This window comes from Listeria kieliensis (assembly GCF_003369925.1).
Classification (GTDB): Bacteria; Bacillota; Bacilli; order Lactobacillales; family Listeriaceae; genus Listeria; species Listeria kieliensis_A.
In genome coordinates, this window is sequence record NZ_LARY01000003.1 from 73,498 (window position 1) to 92,153 (window position 18,656).

Below are 18,656 nucleotides of genomic sequence, written 5' to 3' on the forward strand. Positions count from 1 at the left end.
AAAATAAAGCGGGTAAATTTGCACTCGCGGGTTCCTGCTCACGCATCACTAATTATGCTCATCCGCACATTTATTTATCGCTTCCTTTTATTTTTAAAATGAATCACTCTTCAAATGCCTAGTCATTTAATAAAAAGGATTGATTTTTAAAGTAAAGGTCGCTATGATAAGTAGTATGAAGCGTTTTAAATAAAAAAGAAGTGCGTTTTGGCTTCTAGCGGAAGGAAGAACAGATATGTTAGGTGCAATTGAAGCAGGTGGAACAAAAATCGTTTGTGCTGTGGCGCCAAAAGAAGCGCTCACGCAAATTGCGGAACGAATCAGTATCCCAACAGGCACTCCGCAAGAAACGATGCCCAAAATAATCGCTTTTTTCAAAAATTATCAAATCGAAGCCATCGGAATCGGCTCATTCGGACCAATTGACGTTGATCCAAGTTCTCCTACATACGGATTCATCACAAACACACCGAAGCTTGCTTGGAAACACTTTGATTTCCTTGGCACGATGAAAAAAGCATTCGCTGTCCCTTATTTTTGGACAACGGATGTCAATGCAGCTGCTTTCGGGGAGTTGAAACACGGCTCGGCTGTCGGAAATGAAAATTGTATTTACATAACCGTTGGAACTGGAATCGGCGGTGGAGTGGTGCTGAACGGGAAGGTTATAGAAGGAAAAGGGCATCCTGAGATCGGTCACATTTATATCAATCAATTGGTACACGACTCTTTCGAAGGAAACTGCCCTTACCACAAGAATTGTTTAGAAGGACTGGCAGCGGGGCCAGCAATTGAAGCGCGAGCTGGCAAGCCCGCACAAAATTTAGCAGCCGATAATCCCGCTTGGGAACTGGAAGCTCATTATCTGGCTGAGGCTTGCGTCAACTATACCCTTTCGTTCTCGCCTGAAAAAATTATTTTTGGGGGCGGCGTTATGAAACAAGCGCATTTATTTCCACTGGTACGCGAGAAATTCACCGAGTTACTGAACGGTTATTTGCCAATCAGTCAAGTGGACCAGTACATTGTCCCATGCGCCCTTCAAGATAACGCTGGAATTGTGGGTTGTCTGGCGCTGGCCAAAGAAACTTTATAATAAATATAAAAGGTCGATTGTTTTTCATTATCATCTCAATCGACTTTTTATTTGCTTTAAGCAAATCCTCTACATTATCTAAACTTATTTTAAAAATTGGTTGGATTCAAACCTTTCTTCTCATATTGAGTTACCTACTTAACGATGGAAATTTCGGATATAGGGCTCTATATCATTTATTCTCAAGTCATATAATAATTTGACTATTCTTTGACTTCCACTGTGCAATTGTGAAAAAAGACACAATATCAACATGAAAGACAGGTTTATTTATGTTACTTAGTTGCAGAAGTCTAAAATTAGTTGGCGTATCCTTCATTACAGTTACATCTGCTCACTTTTCCTGTCTTTCAAAAAGTGATATAATGTGAGCAATTTCATATTTAGGAGGATAGACATGCATAACTTTAACAGCCAAGAAACACAAGATATCCTGAAACATTATGCTTTTATCATGCAGAGTCCAGCAATCAAAGGGGTTAGGCAAAATTTCCAAAAAGACTTTACATTAGCTCAACTTTCTTTAGTTGATGACCCTTACCTCAGTTTAATCAATCTTGAACGCTTTCTATCCACTGAACCTTGCTTTGCAAACGTTCGTTATCAAGAGTTAGTATGGCTTATCGATCACTATGAAGCACTTAATATGTTATCCAAAAGCTCCAAAATTTTCACCCCTCAATTTCCAGAAAAAGTTGGAAAAAAATTAGTTTTTTTATTATGGTTCCAAGGAGAAAATTCTGCTCCTCCCATTGTTAAGGCAAACATTCGTAGGCTAAAAGAATACTTCGAAAACTACGAAATTGTCTTCTTATCCGATGAAAACATTGTCCAGTGGATGGATATTTCAAACATACCCAATTATGAAATCATGAAAGAAAAGTTTCCCGCACATTTATCTGACGTCATTCGTAGCTACTTATTAGCTACTTATGGTGGTGTTTGGCTTGATTCAACTGTTGTAATAAACAGTGATTCTGTAACTTTTTTAGAAAAAAACATGGAAAGACGCAGGCATTTCATTTTACGATACAGTGATTTTAGAATAGCAAATTGGCTAATCGCAACCAAAGAGCAAGACAAAACTATGCGATTACAGTATGTTGCACTAACTGAATGGCTTAAAAGAAAAAAAGTATTCCTAGAATATTTTCAATTTCACACTTTTTTTGAAATTTTTAGCATGTTAGATGATGATTTTTTAGATGCAACTCGCTTAAAAGCACCAGATGCATTCTTATTATCAAAAAAATGGCCTAGCGTAATTCAAGCATCTAATATCCAAAACATTTTTGAGAAAATGCCCTTCCAAAAACTCAACTATAAAATTGATCGAAACAAAGTGTTACCAAGAACAGTTGAACATTTATTCGAAAATTATTTAGATCCCACTTCAGATAATTCTTTACAGGACATCTATAAATTACCAAATGCAAAAAACAATGCAGGAGAACAATTCTTCACTGAAAATCCTCAAAAAATCATAGCGAAAAAAGAAATTGACATCTGGTCAGGCGTTGACTTCACAGCGAACACACGTGTCGGAATTCTTCCTCCAAATAAGGAAACGACTGTTTTAGCAATCAGTGGTACTATTGCCGGGACGCCGAGATTAAAAATAGATAGTGGTTATATTACTGCGAATAAAAAATGGATACAATCACTTTGAAGTGTTTACGTTGTCTTTTTTATTGCATGTTAAAGATGAAACATGGAATTTTTGTTTAAGCTCAATGAAACGTCTTCATAGAATAATGTGGCCTATCAATTAGAACGCTTGGCTATTACAAAAATACCCCGAATGAAAGTCCCGACTTTCGCCGGAACCATTTTCTTTATCTTTCATCTATTTTCGAAGCTATTACTAAAGAGTTGATGACTACAGGAATTGTCACAACCAACCAAACAAGCAAAAAATAGTCATGCTTTTTGATTGCTTGCGCGAAAACAAGAATACTACTTACTAACGCCAAAATAAGAACACTATAATTCAACCATTTTTTCACTGTACTTATCACCTACATTCCATATGCCTTTCCAATTGTTGTGTATGTTTTTTTTAACCCAGTATAATTTGACTTTTTATAAACGAAATATTGTTTTTTTATTTTTTGCATACCTGCCAATACCACATTTTTACTTTTACATACGCTTTTTTTGCGACTTTACTGCTTGAACTGCCGCAATTATTACTCCTGGAATTCCTAGCCAAGCCCCCCACTACTGCTATAATGGCATATCCGACAGAAGCAGCTGAGGCATAAGCATTTACATTTACTTTATAGGTATGAATATATTTCCATGGCGAATATGCTCTTAACATGCTATTATTGCCAAACTCATTCATGCTTTCGTTTTCAATCTCAAGAGAAACAACTTCCTTACCGTTTTCATAAACTGTTTTCTTTCCGTTCACATCTTGTTTTACTTCTAGCGTTGCTGTTTCACCTGTTGTTTTGTTTTGGATCGTTCCTTCTGTTAAAGATTGATTCCAAATCACAACTTCCTTTTCATCCGTTTCTTTATTAAGGCTTTCCCATTCTGTATCGGACTTTTCAACAATTTTCAATGTTTCATTATCTAAAATAACTTGATTTGAATTAGACTGACTTTTTTCAGCTACCGGATCTCCTTCTGCTTTTCTATCCATCGTAAAGTTAGAAACCCCAGGAGTTACTACTGAAAACAGCATTGACGCCGATAAAACTATACTTCAGCATTTTTAGTCTTTTTCTCTTTATTTGCGTTATTACCATCTTCCTTTCAGTATTTTAGTTTTTGCACTCAGATTATAGCATGAAATATTATTGTAAAAGGAAAATATAGTGAAATGCCTGATTTAAGTCGTAAATGACCGAAAATTTCTAGTTTTTCATTTTTTTGGATTTTATTGAGAATAATATTTTTATTATGTTTTTAATATATACAACATAAAAAGATCTTACAAACCGTCACTAACCAAAGCTCCACCAAGCATTGAGACCATTTATAAGATTTTTTTAAATTTACTTTTAATATCCTTGGAGGACTTAGTAAACGTTTATATTATAGCAAAACCCGCCGGAATACTACCACAAAAATCGGAGCATCGCAAACATACTATTTTTTAAACGCATATCATCCTAGAAATTTTCTAACACATCTTCTTGTTTTTCGAAGACTTCTGTGACTTTCTTGCCAAAATGTCCTTTTACGGCTTCTCGCAAGTGGCTGCTTGTTTCCGAAAAAGATGTCTTCGCCATTTTCATTTCTTCTTTTCCCGCTTTTCGAACTTTCTTGTCTGCTGCTTGTCCTATCCGTATATGTTGCATTCCTAAAGTTCGGATTTGTGTTTTCTGATTGTTTTTCTGGAATTCTTTGAGTAGATCTTCTAGTGCCTCTAACAACTTGCATCACCTCATTTGTTTCTCTCTACTTGCTGTAATCCTTTATGAAACTGTTCCTCTAGATGTTCCGTTTTTTGTCTTACTTCCCGCTTTTTCTCCTGTAAATCCACTTGATAGTTTGTTTCCAACTGTTCGATTTCCCTTCGAGCCATTTCTAGAATGTCCGTACAGTCTTCTTCCCTTTGTCGAATCTGGTAGAGAATCGCTTCATAAGTTTGCTGCGCGATTTCTTCGCCTTTTTTCTGAAAGCGATAAATGTCCTCCGCTTGTTCCTCAAGTTCTTGTCTTTGCCGTCTATACTCCGTTCGCAACTCTTCTTCGGTTTTCACCTACGAACCTCCCTCACTCATCCCAATTGCTGAGCTAATTCGTGATCTTTTTGTTTAAGAGCCTCAATACTCTGTTTAATTTCTTTTGCCAAATGGTCAAATTTAGACCCCATCTTCTTTACTTTATTCATTTTTTTCTGATACGCTTCGCAGGGTTCAATGACTAATCGTTTTTCTGTGCAACCTACGCTTTCTAACTCCGCTAAGATTTCACTTTCTGTGAGCATATCTCCCACTCGGCGTGCTTCTTGTAGTATTTCCTTCCAGATCTTTTCGACCTTATCCATGCCTTCCTGATAAACCTTAATGACATGTGCGGTGACTGCTTTAAACTCTGCCATGGCTGTCTCTACAGCGGCTAACGCTCGACTATCATCTAAATAGATCTGTTCGTTCGTCGAGATTCCTCCACCACTTGCTTGGAATTTTTTTTGCAGTATTTCAAGGTCATATAACTTGGATATGTATTCAGTCATAGCATAGCGTTCTGCTTGTTGAACAATGGCTTCTTGGTTATATTCATTATTAGGTATTTTTAGCTTACCATTTTTATCAAACGCCCAGTTGCTCAACTGATGATAGTCGACAATGTTCAAATGAGACCCCATCTCCATGCTCACTTTGATTTCGGCGCCTGTCCCATTTCCACCAAAGTTCCCAATAACATCTGCACGATTCCGATAATTCGCTAACATGCCTGGATTCGCTTCGATCCACTTTTTGGCTTCATCCGATAAAATATTGGAGGGGTCTGGGCCATTGAAACCTACATTGCGCCACTTATTTTCAGCCGCAATCATTAAAGCCAAATATTCTCCTAAAGAATGACCTGTTGTCGTGATAACGGAATTGGAATATTGAGCTTTTACTTCATTTGCAAATTTTTGAGCGGAAATTGCTTGTCCGTCAATTTTTGATCCCTTAAATGGATGCGCGGGGCTAAGTTCAAGTTTTTTATTTCCTTGAATGACCGTTTGAAGATCCGTTGCCCGGTCTTTGGCGTCTGAAAAATTTGTCCCCGCGTAGGCAATAACAATTTCTGTAGTGTCGACTTTTCCATGTTTATCCACTGGGGCTACTGCCATGGCTTGCATACCATTTTTTGAGTTATTTTCTGTTTTTAAGATTTTATAGTTAAAGCCATCTAACTCAAAACTATTTCCTTTTTTCATAGTAGGGGAATAATCACCTTGTTTCGGGTCTAACCAATAAGCTGCATCGCCCAATTTATTGTACTGTCTATCCCGAATAGCCATCAAACTTCCTCCTCTTTGCCATTTGAATAAATAACTTTAACTTTATTTGTTGTAGTCCCCTTTTCTTGAACCTCTTTATCAACTAAACCTATAGTAGATAATTCGTTTTGTTTTTTTACAAAACCATAATCAAAACGGGCAGTTTTATTTTTATCATTTGTCATCTTCACAACCATTCGATAAAAACCTGTCATTTTATTATAGCCAGTGCGCTCTATTTCTACTTTTTTTATATCGGAAAATTTCTTTTTTAATAACTCAACGGATTGTTTTTCGGCCTCTAACTTTTCTACTTCTTTTTTATTATCCATATACATCTTCCCTCCAGTAATTAAGACAACCACAATAATGACTACTGCAACAGAAATTAAAATAATCCTGCCCTTTTTCATCTCATCTCTCCATCCATTTCACTTCTCCATATATCAAAAATGCCTCTTAAATTATACAATAAGAGGCACTCTTTTAAAATTAAAAGCCAAAGTTTTGGGACAGTTGTTGGTCTTGTTCTTCCACCGCTGTCGCTGTTTTTTGAAGTTGTTGCTCGATTTGATCCATCAAATTTGCGAATTCCGTTACTTTTGGTTTTAATTGGTTGAATTGGTCATCAAAACGCGCAAACGCTTGTCCTTCCCATTCACTCCGTAGTTGTTCCTGTAATTGGGATAAGCGTTGCAACATTTGCTCAATATCACGTGCACTTGTGCCGTAAGTCTTGGCGCGATCACGTAACTCGGCTGGGGTCATTCTGATTTGTCCAGACATCTAATTCATCTCCTAATTATGTATTTTTCTTTCAATTGTAATATACCATATTTTAGAAATGAAATTGTGTCGATTTAATGAACTTTTTATTGAATCATATACAAAAAACACCGTCAACTTATGGGAATTAAAGATATAAAAAAACATCTTATCTATGATTACAAACTACAAATCATAAATAAGATGCTTCTCGTTTTTTCTAACGCCCTCGGAGGGAATCGAACCCCCATTTTAAGAACCGGAATCTCACGTGCTATCCGTTGCACCACGAGGGCAATTTTCACCGTACGAATAATAATTATAGACGAAAACCCTGTTTTTTACAAGTTTTATTCAAAATTTAAAGCCTTTCATTTGACCTACTTTGACCTTTGTTATATGATATAATCATTATATGAGAAAGAAGCATTTTCTCATTCTAAATTATTGCTATTCACAGGAGGAATCTTGATATGAATTTAATCCCTACAGTTATTGAACAAACAAGCCGTGGCGAACGTGCTTATGATATCTACTCTCGCCTTTTAAAAGACCGTATTATTATGCTTGGATCTCCAATTGATGACAACGTAGCTAACTCTATTGTATCGCAATTACTGTTTCTTGATGCCCAAGACCCTGAAAAGGATATTTTCCTTTACATTAACTCTCCAGGTGGTAGCATCTCTGCAGGGATGGCAATTTACGACACAATGAACTTCGTTAAAGCTGATGTACAAACAATCGGCATGGGGATGGCTGCTTCAATGGGATCATTCCTTCTTGCAGCGGGGGAAAAAGGAAAACGTTTCGCTCTTCCAAATTCAGAAATTATGATTCACCAACCATTAGGTGGTGCACAGGGGCAAGCAACTGAAATTGAAATTGCCGCACGTCATATTTTGAAAATCAAAGAACGCATGAATCAAATTTTAGCTGATAAAACTGGTCAACCTCTTGAAGTCATTGCACGTGATACAGATCGTGATAACTTCATGAGTGCAGAACAAGCAAAAGAGTATGGCTTAATTGACGACATTATCGTAAACAAAGCTGGTTTAAAATAAACACTGTCTGAACAACCTTGCATCTTTCTCAAGATGCAAGGTTGTTTTTTTGCACAAATTAAGCAACTTTGTACCAACTATATTTGTAAATGTTACAAATTTTTTAATATATTTTAATTAGTCTTTCTTTTTAAAAGGTTTCGTGTATAATAATCCCTAAAACTAAATAAAAAGGAGAGATTTTATGGCAACAATCGCAGCATTATTGGCGGTAATGGTCGCTATTTTCGTTGGTGAGTGGGTTTCTACTTGGACGAAAGCACTTATTCCGTCTCTTTTCATCACTTCGGTTATTTTCATCATTGGTTATTGGACAATTTTTCCGAAAGATCTCGTCGAAAAAGCCAGCTTCGGCGTCAACTTTGCAAGTATCTGCGTACCTCTTCTGCTAGTCCATTTAGGTACAAGCATGAATTTAAAACAACTTGCAAGGCAATGGAAAGCAGTTGCCATTAGTCTCCTCGGTGTTTGTGGAACTCTTCTACTAACGCTTACAATCGGGAGCTTCATTTTTGACCTCCATACTGTTTTAGCCGCCGTTCCAGCTATGGTTGGTGGGATTGTATCAGCACTTCTAATGAGTGATAGTTTAAATCAAATTGGTTTAACTTCGCTTGCCACGTTACCAGTTTATATGATCATGTTTCATGGGATTTTTGGCTATCCAATCACCTCGATTATGCTCAAAAAAGAAGCGCGACGTTTACAAACTAAATTCCAAAGCGGCAATATTAGTCAAACCGAATCTCTAGAAGCAAATGAAGAGGAAGATTCCAAAAAGTTCATTGAAAAACTTCCAAATGACTATAAAACAGGTGCATTTATCCTAGCACGTGTTATACTAGTTGCATTAATTGCTTTTGCGGCAAGTCAATTGATCCATAACTTTATTAATTTCAACATCCTATGTCTACTTTTCGGTGTTGTTTTCTGTGAACTTGGTTTCCTAGAAAAAAACGCGCTTCACAAAGCAGGCGTTTTCAATTGGCTCATTTATGGCTTAATTGCTTACATATTTATGCAGCTTGGCACCTCGACTCCAAAAGGATTTGTTTCCTACATTCCTGAAATCATCATTTTGCTTGTTCTAGGTGTTATCGGAATGTACCTTATTTCACTTTTATTATCAAAATATTTGAAGCTTTCGAAAGAAATGGGCTTCGCCGTGGCATTAACTTCCTTGCTTGGTTTCCCAGCCGATTATATCCTAACGAATGACGTAATCAAAGACGTAACGAAAGATCCTAAGGAAGTCAACTACTTAACCAAAAACATGTTACCTCCAATGCTTGTTGGCGGGTTTACCACCGTCTCAATCGCTTCAATTATTATTGCATCAATTTTCATAAAATTCATATAGAAAGCAGGGCTAAACATGACAAAAACAAAATTCAAAAATGCACAAGTATTTACGGGAAACGGAGAACAATTTGAACAAATTGATTTTGGCGTTGACGAGTCAACCGGGCGCCTCTTTTTCGATCTTGAAAACCACAGCTTCGATACCGAAAAAGACTTGGGTGGGCGATTTGTAATGCCTGGTCTCATCAATTGTCACACTCACGTGGTTCTCGATCCTTTCTTTAAAATCGGCGGACTTTCGACAGTGTCGAGTAAAGAAGCAGAAGCCGTTCGCGGAACCTTCATCGCACTAGATAACATCCAAAAGTCGCTAAAACATGGCGTTACCTATCTTCGTGACTGTGGCTCTTCCTTTGATATCGATATCAAGCTTTCTCAGCTTGAAAAAGAAGGTCATTTATTTGCTCCTGGTATTATCGGATCTGGCCCAGCACTCGTGATGACTGGCGGACACGGTGTTGAGCTTGGACTTGAAACAGATGGTTCTGATGAAATGAGAAGAAACGCCCGCCGAAATATCAAAAATGGTGCACGAAACATCAAAATGATGGCTACGGGCGGAGTAAGTGTAGATGGCGAAAAACCAACAGATGTTCAACTCAGTGAAGAAGAAATGCGCGTAGCCGTTGAAGAAGCCCATCATAAAGGCTATACAGCTTGTGCCCATGCTCAAGGTACGGAAGGCATCAAAAATGCTATCCGAGCAGGCGTTGACTCGATTGAGCATGGTGTTTACCTTGATGATGAATCTATCCAAATGCTTCTTGACCACGGTACGTTTGTAGTCCCAACGCTGATTGCGCCTTATGCTATCAACCAGCATCCAGATGTGCTACCAGAATTCATGGTTGCCAAATCCGTTGAAATTTCGGAAGCGCATTTTGAAAGCATCGGAAAAGCTGCTAAAGCGGGTGTCAAGCTAGCACTTGGAACCGATTCAGGCACAGCCTACAATGACTTTGAAAATAGCGCTGCCTTTGAAATGGAACTCATGGTTCGCGCGGGAGTTACCCCGCTTCAGGCCCTTCAGGCTGCTTCCAAAAATGCTGCTGAACTTTTGAAAATCGATCAAGAAACTGGAACTCTTGAAAATGGAAAATTGGCTGACTTCCTTGTTCTAAAAGAAAACCCACTTGAAGATATCCGAGCTGTACAAGGCGAAAAAGATGTCTACAAAAAAGGAAAACTTGTTTAAAAAGGAAAACCCCCAATGCTAAAGTGCATTGGGGGTTTTCCTATCATTAAGCTCGACTATATTGAATTGGGCCAGCTATTTCTTCACCAAGTTGGCTAGCTGCTTCTCTTGCAAAATATGGATTGCGAAGTAGCTCACGTCCAAGGAAAATCAAGTCAGCACGTCCGTTTCCAAGGATTTCTTCGGCTTGGATTGCATTTGTAATCAGACCAACTGCCCCGGTTGCGATTCCTGCGCCCGCTCGAATTTTTTCAGCGAATGGGACTTGGTAGCCTGGATAGCTGTTTGGTGCAACAGGGACTAATCCGCCGCTAGAAGTATCCACAAGTTCTACACCATCTGCTTTCATCCATTTCGCAAAAGGAATGTAATCATCTGGCGTTAAGCCACCATGTGCGTAGTCATCCGCAGAAATTCGAACTATTACAGGTCCATCCCAAACTTCGCGAACAGCTTTAATTACTTCGCTTAAGATTCGGTAACGATTCCCCGCTGGGCCGCCGTAGGTATCTTCACGCCGATTTGTGAGTGGTGAGAGAAATTCATGGAGCAAATAGCCATGTGCGGCGTGAATTTCAATTACGTCAAAACCTGCTTCTGCAGCTCGGTAAGCCGCACGTCTGAAGTCAGCCACTACTTCCTTGATTTCCTCACTAGTAAGTTCTTCTGGTGTTCCGTATTTATCACTAAAAGGAATGGCAGAAGGTGCAACAATTCGACCTTCAAGTTCTGATTTTCTGCCTGCATGCGCAAGTTGAATGCCTGCTTTCGCATCGTGATAGTGAATACCATCTGTAATTCGTTTAAGCATCGGAATTTGCTCGTCATTCCAGATCCCAAGGTCATTTGCTGAAATCCGTCCAACAGCTTGTACAGCTGTAGCTTCGGTGAAAACAAGGCCTACTCCACCTGCTGCACGTGACATGTAATGAGTCAAATGGAAGTCCGTTGCGATTCCATCTTCCTTTTCAACTGAATACATGCACATCGGCGACATCACAATCCGATTTTTAAGCGTTACATCTTGCAATTTGTAGCTAGAAAATAATTTCGACATCAAACTCGCATCCTTTTCCTTATTTTTTAATGTTCAAAAACGCGGAGTCCCACTTGTGACGGGGCTTCTCCATTTCGCAGTCGCTCGGCTATCTGATCAATTTTACGTAATCTATGGTTGATTCCCGATTTTGAAATAGGCCCTGCACTGATCATTTCCCCGAGCTCTTTAAGTGAAACATCTTCATGAGTCACTCGTAGCTCGGCGATTTCACGCAACCGTTCTGGTAGGGCATCTAGCCCCACTTCCGCTTGAATGAATTTAATATTTTCAATTTGGCGCACAGCCGCACTAATCGTTTTATTCAAATTCGCCGTCTCGCAGTTCACTAGCCGATTGACCGAATTCCGCATATCACGCATGATTCGAACATCTTCAAAGTGCAGAAGCGCTGAAGTGGCACCAATAATGCTAAGAAATTCTGTGATTTTTTCTGCTTCTTTTAAATACGTAATCGAGCCATTTTTTCGCTCAAGCGTCCGCGCGTGAAGCCCAAATTGATTCATCAAATCGCAAATCGCTTCATTGTGCTCCGAATAGACCGAAAAAATTTCCAAATGATAAGAAGAAGTTTCCGGGTTATTTACAGAACCACTCGCAAGAAACGCACCACGGAGATAGGCCCTCTTCGCATTCCTTTTTTTCACAAATCCTCTGTCAATTGATTTGATAAACGTGAAAGAATCTTTTAAAATATGCAGATCTTCCAAAATCTCACGTGTTTTAACTTTCAGACGCACAATATAAACATTATTCTTTTTCAGCTTCATCTTTCTTCGTACTAAAAGCTCAATCGGAATATTATAAAGCCGTTTTAAAAGCTGATACATCCGTCTTGCTGTCGCCGCATTTTCCGTTTGAACATCCGCCACCATGGCGCCGTTTGAAATGGAAACCGCTCCATTCATCCGAATAAAGGCAGCAAGTTCCGGCTTCGCTTCATCATCCGTCACTTCAAAATGCGTCAATTCTTTTTTTGTTTCCGAAGCAAATGACATTTCACTCACTCCTTTTCTTTATAATTCGGTAGCAAATTCAGGAGCGCAGCAGCCACTTTTTCGCCATCATGCCGAACAAGCCCATCCTCAGTTGAGAGAAAATCATGATAAATTGCTTCAACGCCCAACTTGCTGATTCCTGCAGCGTCATGTACGACTTGTGTGACTTCATCTGGAAATAGCAATTCTTGTGGCACTTTCTCCGTGTTAATCAACGTTTTAGTAATAAATGGCTCGCCGACATGTTCCTGAATGACGCGAATATGATCCGCATCACTAAAATAATCGGTTTCTCCAATTTGCGTTAAAATATTAGTGATATAAACTTTTTCAGCTTTTGAATTCACAACTGCTTTGGCAACGCCTTTCACAAGCAAGTTTGGTAAAATGCTCGTATAAAGGCTCCCCGGACCGATCACAATCAAATCGGCTTCTTGAATCGCTTGCGTCGCCGTCTCTAGTGGCTCCACATCTTCTGGTTCAATAAAAGCGCGTTTGATCGGCTTTTTTTGAAGTGGAATAAGCGATTCACCCGTAACGATATCGCCATCTTCCATTTCTGCTTTGAGAATCAGCGGCTTATCCGTAACCGGAATCACCTTGCCGCGAATTCGCAGTACTTTTGCTAAAACATCGATCGCGTCCACGTAGCTCTCGTTCAACTGTGAAAGTGCCGTTAAAATCAAATTCCCCACAACGTGTCCTGATAAATCTCCATCTACCGTAAAACGATACTGAAACAAGTCAGTCAAGCGCTTATCCGCGTTCGAAAGAGCAATCATGACATTCCGAATATCTCCCGGCGGCAAAACATCCATCTGCTGTCTGATTTTCCCCGAGCTTCCGCCATCATCAGCAACCGTAACAAGCGCAGTCAGATTAATTTTTTTCTTTTTTAATCCTTTTAAAACAACAGGAATTCCTGTACCTCCGCCAATTACGACTACTTTCGGCATTGCATCCCTACTCATTTTAACTTTCCTTTCTGCGCTTCATATCACGGTGCGAAATAATCGTTTCGTATTTGGACTCAAGAGCCTTACCGATATACTCCGTAAGAGCCACAGAGCGGTGCTGCCCACCTGTGCATCCAATAGCGACAATAAGTTGTGTTTTTCCTTCTCGTTTATAAAACGGCAACGTGAAATTAAGCAAATCAAGTGTTTTATCAAGAAAGGTTTCAGTTTCCGGCCATTTCATGACATAATCATAAACCTCTTTATCTTTTCCAGTTAAAGGTCGCATTTTATCAATATAATGCGGATTTGGTAAGAAACGAACGTCAAATACAACGTCAGCATCAAGTGGCAATCCGTATTTGAATCCAAATGACATGACTTGGACGTTAAAAATATCTTTATCTTCTGCCTTAAACTCTTGGTTGATCCGATCACGCAATTCCCGTGGTGACAAACGTGACGTATTAATAACTAGTTGTGCACGGCCTTTCAAATCGCTTAAAAGCTCACGTTCAGATCGAATTCCTTCGAGAACCGATCCGTTTGGTTCAAGCGGATGGTGCCGTCTTGATTCTTTGTAACGCGAAACGAGTACTTGATCGTCCGCTTCTAAAAATAAAATTTTTGTTGTAATAAAAGATGTATTATCAAGATCATCAAGTGCCGAGTCAATCGAATCAAAGAAATCACGGCTTCTTAAATCCATAACGAGCGCAATTTTATTCATCTTCCCTGATTCTTTCATCAGTTCCCAAAATTTAGGAAGAAGTGTAGGCGGCAAGTTATCGACACAAAAGTATCCTAGATCTTCTAGCGACTGCATGGCAACCGTTTTTCCTGCCCCACTCATCCCAGTAATAATGACTAATTGTAATTGATTCGAAGCCAAAATTCCACGCCCTTTCCATTTTAGCTATTCTTTTATTGTACCACATTGTGAGGTAGAAAGAATAAAAAAGAAGCTTCAAAATCAGAAGCTTCTTTCCTTCTTTCAACGTTCCACTTGCTCTAAAAGCGCATCACGAACACGCGTTAATTTAGCCAAGCTTTCTTCCGCTGTTTTTCCTTTAATACTGAAATAAAATTTAATTTTTGGTTCCGTTCCAGATGGACGAAGGCAGAACCACGAACCATCTTCTAAATAAAATTTCAAAACATCCGCACGTGGTAGAGCAATCGCTGCCGTTTCACCAGATGCGAAAGTCGTCTCACTCCGCAAATAGTCTTCTGTTCGACTAATTTTTTCACTGCCCATACTTGTCGGCAGTTGTTCACGAAAACGTGACATCAAAGCTTTAATTTGCTCTGAACCATCTTTTCCGCTTAACGTTAGTGAAACTAAATCTTCTTTGTAATAACCAAATTGCTTATAGAGTTCTTCTAGCTCATCAAACAGCGTAAGTCCGCGTTCCTTCGCATCGAGCATTACTTCCGAAATCGCAAGCACCGCTTGAATCGCATCTTTATCTCGTGTAAAAGCCTTCACCATGTAGCCATTACTTTCCTCGTAACCAAATTCAAATTGATGCGAGCCCGTCGCTTCAAAACCTTTAATTTGTTCAGCAATAAATTTAAAGCCCGTCAACACTTCAATCATTTCCGCACCATAAAACTCAGCAATATCTCGTCCAAGATCACTTGTCACGATGGATTTTAGCACTGCAGCATTTGATGGTAACTCACCTTGCTTTTTCTTTTGCTTCAACAAATAGTTCAAAATCAAAGCGCCAATTTGATTTCCCGAAAGCACATCGAATTCACCAGAATTTGTACGCACTGCGACACCAAGTCGGTCAGCATCTGGATCCGTCCCTACGAGAATATCGGCATTTTCTTTTTCACCATACGAAATCGCAAGTTCAAAAGCCTCACGATTTTCCGGATTAGGTGACTTGACCGTTGAAAAATCCGGATCATTAATAAATTGTTCTTCTACTTTAATAATGTTTGTGAAACCAACGCTTTGAAGCGCCGGCACACCAAGAATTCCACCTGTACCGTGAAGTGGCGTGAAAACAATCTTAATGTCTTTTCCTTTTTCTTGAACAAGCGATTTATTCACGATCACTTCTTTAAGCTTTTGCAAATAAGGACGATCCACTTCTTCGCTGATCACTTCAAGCAAGCCTTGCGTTTTCAGAACTTCAAGGTCTTCAATTTGAACAGAAAAAATATCTTGGATCGCATCGATGTATTCCGTAACTGCATCCGCGCCTTCTGGAGGCATTTGGCCACCATCTTCTCCGTAAACCTTGTAGCCATTATATTCTGGCGGGTTGTGACTTGCCGTAATCACAATCCCACTAAAACAATTTAAATAGCGTACCGCAAAAGAAAGTTCTGGTGTGGGGCGCAACGCTTCAAATACATAGCTTTTCACACCATGTTTCCCGAGCACAGCCGCACTTTCAAATGCAAATTCGCGTGACATATAACGTGGATCATAAGCGATCACAACACCACGTTTTTTAGCTTCTTCACCATTTTCGGCAACAAAGCGAGCTAAACCTTCCGATGCCTTTCGAATCGTGTAAATGTTCATCCGGTTTGTTCCTGGACCGAGCACACCACGCATGCCCGCCGTACCAAATTCCATATCCCGGTAAAAACTATCTTCAAGAACCTTTTCATTGCCGGCTTCCTGATCCAGCTCTTTTCGAAGTTTTTCATCTAAATCCGAATTCTCGAGCCACTTCTGGTATTCCACTTGCCAGTTCATAACTAATCCCCTCTCAAAAGCCCAATTTACTTTTCATCTTTATCATCATAACCGTTTGGATGCGCCGAATGCCATCTCCAAGCCGCACCAATAATATCGTGCATATCCGTATGTTCCGGTTCCCATCCTAGAATCCGCTTAGCCTTTTCGCTCGATGCCACAAGCGCACTTGGGTCCCCAGGACGTCGTGCTACAATTTCATCTGGAATAGCTTTCCCAGTAACTTCGCGCGCCACCTCAAGCATTTCCTTCACCGAATATCCCTTATTACTTCCAAGGTTAAAGATGTTGCTTTCGCCGCCATTTTTCAGATATTCAAGCGCTAAAATATGAGCTTTCACTAAATCGACAACATGGACATAATCTCGGATGCAAGTTCCATCTTCCGTCGGATAATCATCTCCATAAATCATCAACTTCTCACGCTGCCCAAGAGCCACTTGCAAAATAATCGGCACAAGATGAGATTCTGGATTGTGGTCTTCACCTATCGAACCATCTTCCTTCGCACCCGCCACATTAAAATAGCGAAGCGCCACATAACGCGTTCCGTACGCCAAATCGCACCAGTGCATCATCTTCTCCATCATCAATTTCGAATCGCCATATGTACTTTCCGGCTTCGTGCGCATCTCTTCAGTCAGTGGCACTTTCTCAGGTTCGCCGTAAGTCGCAGCAGTGGAAGAAAACACGATATGCTTCACGCCAAACTCTTCCATCACTTCAAGCAAAATTTGCGTTCCGTACACATTATTATTCAAATACTCTAGCGGGATTTCCATGGATTCCCCAACAAGCGAACTAGCCGCAAAATGGATGACACCGTCAATTTTCTCCTTGCGAAACACCTCTTGCAAGAACACTTTGTTGCGAATGTCCCCCTCATAAAAAGCAGCTTTTTCATGTACCGCTTGCCGGTGTCCCGTTTTTAAATTATCAACAATAACCACATCATAGTTGTCCGCTATCAATTGATCGACCGCATGTGAGCCAATATAACCAGCTCCTCCAAGAACAAGAATACTCATCTCATTTCCTCCTCGTACTTTTTTACATTTAAATTCATTCTACAACAAATCTTGCACTTCGTCATGTGAATTCAATAAGAATACCGTTTGTTCACAAATTTGTCATTTATCTTTCTTTTTACTCAACAAAAAAAGTTGAGATCAAAAGATCCCAACTTTTCCCATTCCAATCACAGTTTTCCAGTTACCCACAATCCGAGTTGTGACAAAATCGCGCTTCCTAGATACGTACCAATGAAAACAAAGATCGCAACAATGGCTACTTTCCAAGAAGTCTTCGATAAATCAATCAAGTGATCCGCAACCGAAATTCCTGCGAATGCCAAAATCGGCGTTGTAATCGACAAGAAATCCACAGCCGCAATCGCTTGAACGAAGAAATTCGATGATAAACAGAAAATAAGCGAAACAAGCGAAACCCATCCAAGTACTGGAAAACTCTTCAAAATATTCACAGGTACTTTTTTCATGATATCCGAGACCAGAATCCCAATAAAGGAAAAGCCCCATAAAACAAAGAGGCCAATAAACGTATCCATCGAAATCGGCGTTCCTTCAGGATTTTTCCATAACTTCACTTGTTGCGTAAATAAAATAAGCGCAATACTTAAAAGTAGAACTAGACCAAATTTAATATACTTATGCTGCAACACTTTGTTAGACACCTTGCTCCTCCCCTTTCCTTGTTAAAACGCGATACATGAATCTTTGTAGCGGAACCGCCAAAAAGACCATCGTGTAAGTTCCCAAAAAGCTTGTTAAAAGCTGACTTGCTGCAGCAAAAGAAAGAATCGTGCCGCTTAAATCAGGAACTTGAGCCGCAAGCGTTGAAGAAGCTGCCGTCATCATGCTGGCTGATCCCACGCCTGAACTCATCGCAAGTGCCCGCACATCGAATCCAAGGTAAAGTAAGAACGGTGCAAAAATACTGAAAAAGATTGCGCCAAAAAGCGTTCCGATCAAATAAATCGACAAGACGCCTCGCCCTTCCGGTGAATTGAGCGTGTATTTCTCCGAGATATAAGCGAGTTCCCCTTCACGCCCGAGTCCAAGCGTCGCACCAATTGCTTCACGACGAAGACCAAGTAACAATGCGATCGGAAGACCTAGCAGAACAGTCCCTAAGTTCCCAAGTTCTTGGAAAATAAAGACCCAGCCGATACTAAAAATTTCTTTAATATTCGGAGCTACATCTGCCCCGTAACGGGCCATAAGGGGCAACATGATATAAATCAAGTACTTTCCAGAAAAACCAACATTTTCTTTGCTATAAATTCGTTTCAAAATCCCTTTTCTAAAATAAGGAACTCCAAGAATCATTCCGATGATAACAGCAAAAACAAGTGGAAGAATCGTAATCGTTACTTTCCCCATTTTCACTGGTACAATTCCAATTAGTTCCGAAATGGCAATAATCACTAAAACCGTTGCTAACAAATAAACAAAATTCTTTTTCATTG

At 39.7% G+C, this 18,656-nt stretch carries 19 protein-coding genes and 1 tRNA gene; 5 read left to right on the forward strand and 15 right to left on the reverse strand.

The features are described from left to right. Nucleotides 1-235 precede the first annotated feature (235 nt). Together UR08_RS11765 and UR08_RS11770 are read left to right on the forward strand one after the other, a co-directional pair. The gene (locus UR08_RS11765) at nucleotides 236-1,096 is read left to right on the forward strand and encodes an ROK family protein (protein WP_115753869.1); all 861 of its coding nucleotides are present in this window, start codon (nucleotides 236-238) and stop codon (nucleotides 1,094-1,096) included. 397 nt (nucleotides 1,097-1,493) lie between these two features. Beyond that, nucleotides 1,494-2,765 carry a capsular polysaccharide synthesis protein gene (locus tag UR08_RS11770; RefSeq protein ID WP_115753870.1) on the forward strand — a complete coding sequence of 424 codons (1,272 nt, stop codon included), beginning with the start codon at nucleotides 1,494-1,496 and terminating at the stop codon, nucleotides 2,763-2,765. A 435-nt stretch (nucleotides 2,766-3,200) separates the two neighbouring features. Here UR08_RS11770 and UR08_RS11775 read toward each other — a convergent pair whose 3' ends face one another. The 7 genes from UR08_RS11775 to UR08_RS11805 all read right to left on the reverse strand — a co-directional run bounded on the left by UR08_RS11775 (nucleotide 3,201) and on the right by UR08_RS11805 (nucleotide 7,107). Then, nucleotides 3,201-3,746 carry a hypothetical protein gene (locus UR08_RS11775; protein ID WP_115753871.1) on the reverse strand — a complete coding sequence of 182 codons (546 nt, stop codon included), beginning with the start codon at nucleotides 3,744-3,746 and terminating at the stop codon, nucleotides 3,201-3,203. Between the two features lie 472 nt (nucleotides 3,747-4,218). Further along, nucleotides 4,219-4,482, reverse strand: coding sequence for a hypothetical protein (locus UR08_RS11780; RefSeq protein WP_115753872.1), 264 nt, complete (start codon nucleotides 4,480-4,482; stop codon nucleotides 4,219-4,221). Between the two features lie 11 nt (nucleotides 4,483-4,493). Beyond that, nucleotides 4,494-4,811: a hypothetical protein gene (locus UR08_RS11785; RefSeq protein WP_115753873.1), complete on the reverse strand. Its 318-nt coding sequence runs from the start codon at nucleotides 4,809-4,811 to the stop codon at nucleotides 4,494-4,496. A 17-nt stretch (nucleotides 4,812-4,828) separates the two neighbouring features. Beyond that, on the reverse strand, nucleotides 4,829-6,067 hold the full coding sequence (locus tag UR08_RS11790; RefSeq protein ID WP_205757251.1) for a lipase: 1,239 nt from the start codon (nucleotides 6,065-6,067) through the stop codon (nucleotides 4,829-4,831). After that, the gene (locus UR08_RS11795) at nucleotides 6,067-6,459 is read right to left on the reverse strand and encodes a hypothetical protein (RefSeq protein ID WP_115753874.1); all 393 of its coding nucleotides are present in this window, start codon (nucleotides 6,457-6,459) and stop codon (nucleotides 6,067-6,069) included. The genes UR08_RS11790 and UR08_RS11795 overlap by 1 nt, the downstream gene beginning before the upstream one ends. Before the next feature lie 79 nt (nucleotides 6,460-6,538). Further along, on the reverse strand, nucleotides 6,539-6,832 hold the full coding sequence (locus tag UR08_RS11800) for a WXG100 family type VII secretion target (RefSeq protein ID WP_036071444.1): 294 nt from the start codon (nucleotides 6,830-6,832) through the stop codon (nucleotides 6,539-6,541). Nucleotides 6,833-7,035: 203 nt separating this feature from the next. Further along, nucleotides 7,036-7,107 (reverse strand) — tRNA-Arg (locus UR08_RS11805). 177 nt (nucleotides 7,108-7,284) lie between these two features. Here UR08_RS11805 and clpP point away from each other — a divergent pair. The 3 genes from clpP (at nucleotide 7,285) to UR08_RS11820 (ending at nucleotide 10,435) form a co-directional block, all read left to right on the forward strand. Further along, on the forward strand, nucleotides 7,285-7,878 hold the full coding sequence (gene clpP, locus UR08_RS11810; protein WP_115753875.1) for an ATP-dependent Clp endopeptidase proteolytic subunit ClpP: 594 nt from the start codon (nucleotides 7,285-7,287) through the stop codon (nucleotides 7,876-7,878). A 184-nt stretch (nucleotides 7,879-8,062) separates the two neighbouring features. Further along, a complete protein-coding gene (locus UR08_RS11815; RefSeq protein WP_115753876.1) occupies nucleotides 8,063-9,238 on the forward strand; it encodes a hypothetical protein in 1,176 nt (391 codons plus the stop codon). Nucleotides 9,239-9,253: 15 nt separating this feature from the next. After that, complete coding sequence (locus UR08_RS11820; protein WP_115753877.1) at nucleotides 9,254-10,435, forward strand: metal-dependent hydrolase family protein; 1,182 nt, start codon at nucleotides 9,254-9,256, stop codon at nucleotides 10,433-10,435. 46 nt (nucleotides 10,436-10,481) lie between these two features. On the opposite strand, the gene namA is transcribed toward UR08_RS11820, so the two are convergent. The 8 genes from namA to UR08_RS11860 all read right to left on the reverse strand — a co-directional run bounded on the left by namA (nucleotide 10,482) and on the right by UR08_RS11860 (nucleotide 18,654). Then, a complete protein-coding gene (gene namA / locus UR08_RS11825) occupies nucleotides 10,482-11,492 on the reverse strand; it encodes an NADPH dehydrogenase NamA (protein ID WP_115753878.1) in 1,011 nt (336 codons plus the stop codon). Between the two features lie 26 nt (nucleotides 11,493-11,518). Next, a complete protein-coding gene (gene whiA / locus UR08_RS11830; protein WP_115753879.1) occupies nucleotides 11,519-12,490 on the reverse strand; it encodes a DNA-binding protein WhiA in 972 nt (323 codons plus the stop codon). A 5-nt stretch (nucleotides 12,491-12,495) separates the two neighbouring features. Next, the gene (locus UR08_RS11835) at nucleotides 12,496-13,461 is read right to left on the reverse strand and encodes a gluconeogenesis factor YvcK family protein (RefSeq protein WP_115753880.1); all 966 of its coding nucleotides are present in this window, start codon (nucleotides 13,459-13,461) and stop codon (nucleotides 12,496-12,498) included. A gap of 1 nt (nucleotide 13,462) precedes the next feature. After that, a complete protein-coding gene (gene rapZ, locus UR08_RS11840) occupies nucleotides 13,463-14,338 on the reverse strand; it encodes an RNase adapter RapZ (protein WP_115753881.1) in 876 nt (291 codons plus the stop codon). A gap of 102 nt (nucleotides 14,339-14,440) precedes the next feature. Then, complete coding sequence (locus tag UR08_RS11845; protein WP_115753882.1) at nucleotides 14,441-16,168, reverse strand: phospho-sugar mutase; 1,728 nt, start codon at nucleotides 16,166-16,168, stop codon at nucleotides 14,441-14,443. 26 nt (nucleotides 16,169-16,194) lie between these two features. Further along, nucleotides 16,195-17,196 carry a UDP-glucose 4-epimerase GalE gene (galE, locus tag UR08_RS11850; RefSeq protein WP_115753883.1) on the reverse strand — a complete coding sequence of 334 codons (1,002 nt, stop codon included), beginning with the start codon at nucleotides 17,194-17,196 and terminating at the stop codon, nucleotides 16,195-16,197. A 170-nt stretch (nucleotides 17,197-17,366) separates the two neighbouring features. After that, complete coding sequence (locus UR08_RS11855; RefSeq protein WP_115753884.1) at nucleotides 17,367-17,861, reverse strand: hypothetical protein; 495 nt, start codon at nucleotides 17,859-17,861, stop codon at nucleotides 17,367-17,369. Beyond that, a complete protein-coding gene (locus UR08_RS11860) occupies nucleotides 17,854-18,654 on the reverse strand; it encodes a DUF3100 domain-containing protein (RefSeq protein WP_115753885.1) in 801 nt (266 codons plus the stop codon). The genes UR08_RS11855 and UR08_RS11860 overlap by 8 nt, the downstream gene beginning before the upstream one ends. Nucleotides 18,655-18,656: the final 2 nt, after the last annotated feature.

What these genes read in the sequence shown, in the direction of transcription:
- UR08_RS11765 (WP_115753869.1), top strand. Translation starts at nt 236, where the DNA reads ATGTTAGGTGCAATTGAAGCAGGTGGAACAAAAATCGTTTGTGCTGTG.
- UR08_RS11770 (WP_115753870.1), top strand. Translation starts at nt 1,494, where the DNA reads ATGCATAACTTTAACAGCCAAGAAACACAAGATATCCTGAAACATTAT.
- UR08_RS11775 (WP_115753871.1), bottom strand. Translation starts at nt 3,746, where the DNA reads ATGGATAGAAAAGCAGAAGGAGATCCGGTAGCTGAAAAAAGTCAGTCT.
- UR08_RS11790 (WP_205757251.1), bottom strand. Translation starts at nt 6,067, where the DNA reads ATGGCTATTCGGGATAGACAGTACAATAAATTGGGCGATGCAGCTTAT.
- UR08_RS11795 (WP_115753874.1), bottom strand. Translation starts at nt 6,459, where the DNA reads ATGAAAAAGGGCAGGATTATTTTAATTTCTGTTGCAGTAGTCATTATT.
- UR08_RS11800 (WP_036071444.1), bottom strand. Translation starts at nt 6,832, where the DNA reads ATGTCTGGACAAATCAGAATGACCCCAGCCGAGTTACGTGATCGCGCC.
- clpP (WP_115753875.1), top strand. Translation starts at nt 7,285, where the DNA reads ATGAATTTAATCCCTACAGTTATTGAACAAACAAGCCGTGGCGAACGT.
- UR08_RS11815 (WP_115753876.1), top strand. Translation starts at nt 8,063, where the DNA reads ATGGCAACAATCGCAGCATTATTGGCGGTAATGGTCGCTATTTTCGTT.
- UR08_RS11820 (WP_115753877.1), top strand. Translation starts at nt 9,254, where the DNA reads ATGACAAAAACAAAATTCAAAAATGCACAAGTATTTACGGGAAACGGA.
- namA (WP_115753878.1), bottom strand. Translation starts at nt 11,492, where the DNA reads ATGTCGAAATTATTTTCTAGCTACAAATTGCAAGATGTAACGCTTAAA.
- whiA (WP_115753879.1), bottom strand. Translation starts at nt 12,490, where the DNA reads ATGTCATTTGCTTCGGAAACAAAAAAAGAATTGACGCATTTTGAAGTG.
- UR08_RS11835 (WP_115753880.1), bottom strand. Translation starts at nt 13,461, where the DNA reads ATGAGTAGGGATGCAATGCCGAAAGTAGTCGTAATTGGCGGAGGTACA.
- UR08_RS11845 (WP_115753882.1), bottom strand. Translation starts at nt 16,168, where the DNA reads ATGAACTGGCAAGTGGAATACCAGAAGTGGCTCGAGAATTCGGATTTA.
- galE (WP_115753883.1), bottom strand. Translation starts at nt 17,196, where the DNA reads ATGAGTATTCTTGTTCTTGGAGGAGCTGGTTATATTGGCTCACATGCG.
- UR08_RS11860 (WP_115753885.1), bottom strand. Translation starts at nt 18,654, where the DNA reads ATGAAAAAGAATTTTGTTTATTTGTTAGCAACGGTTTTAGTGATTATT.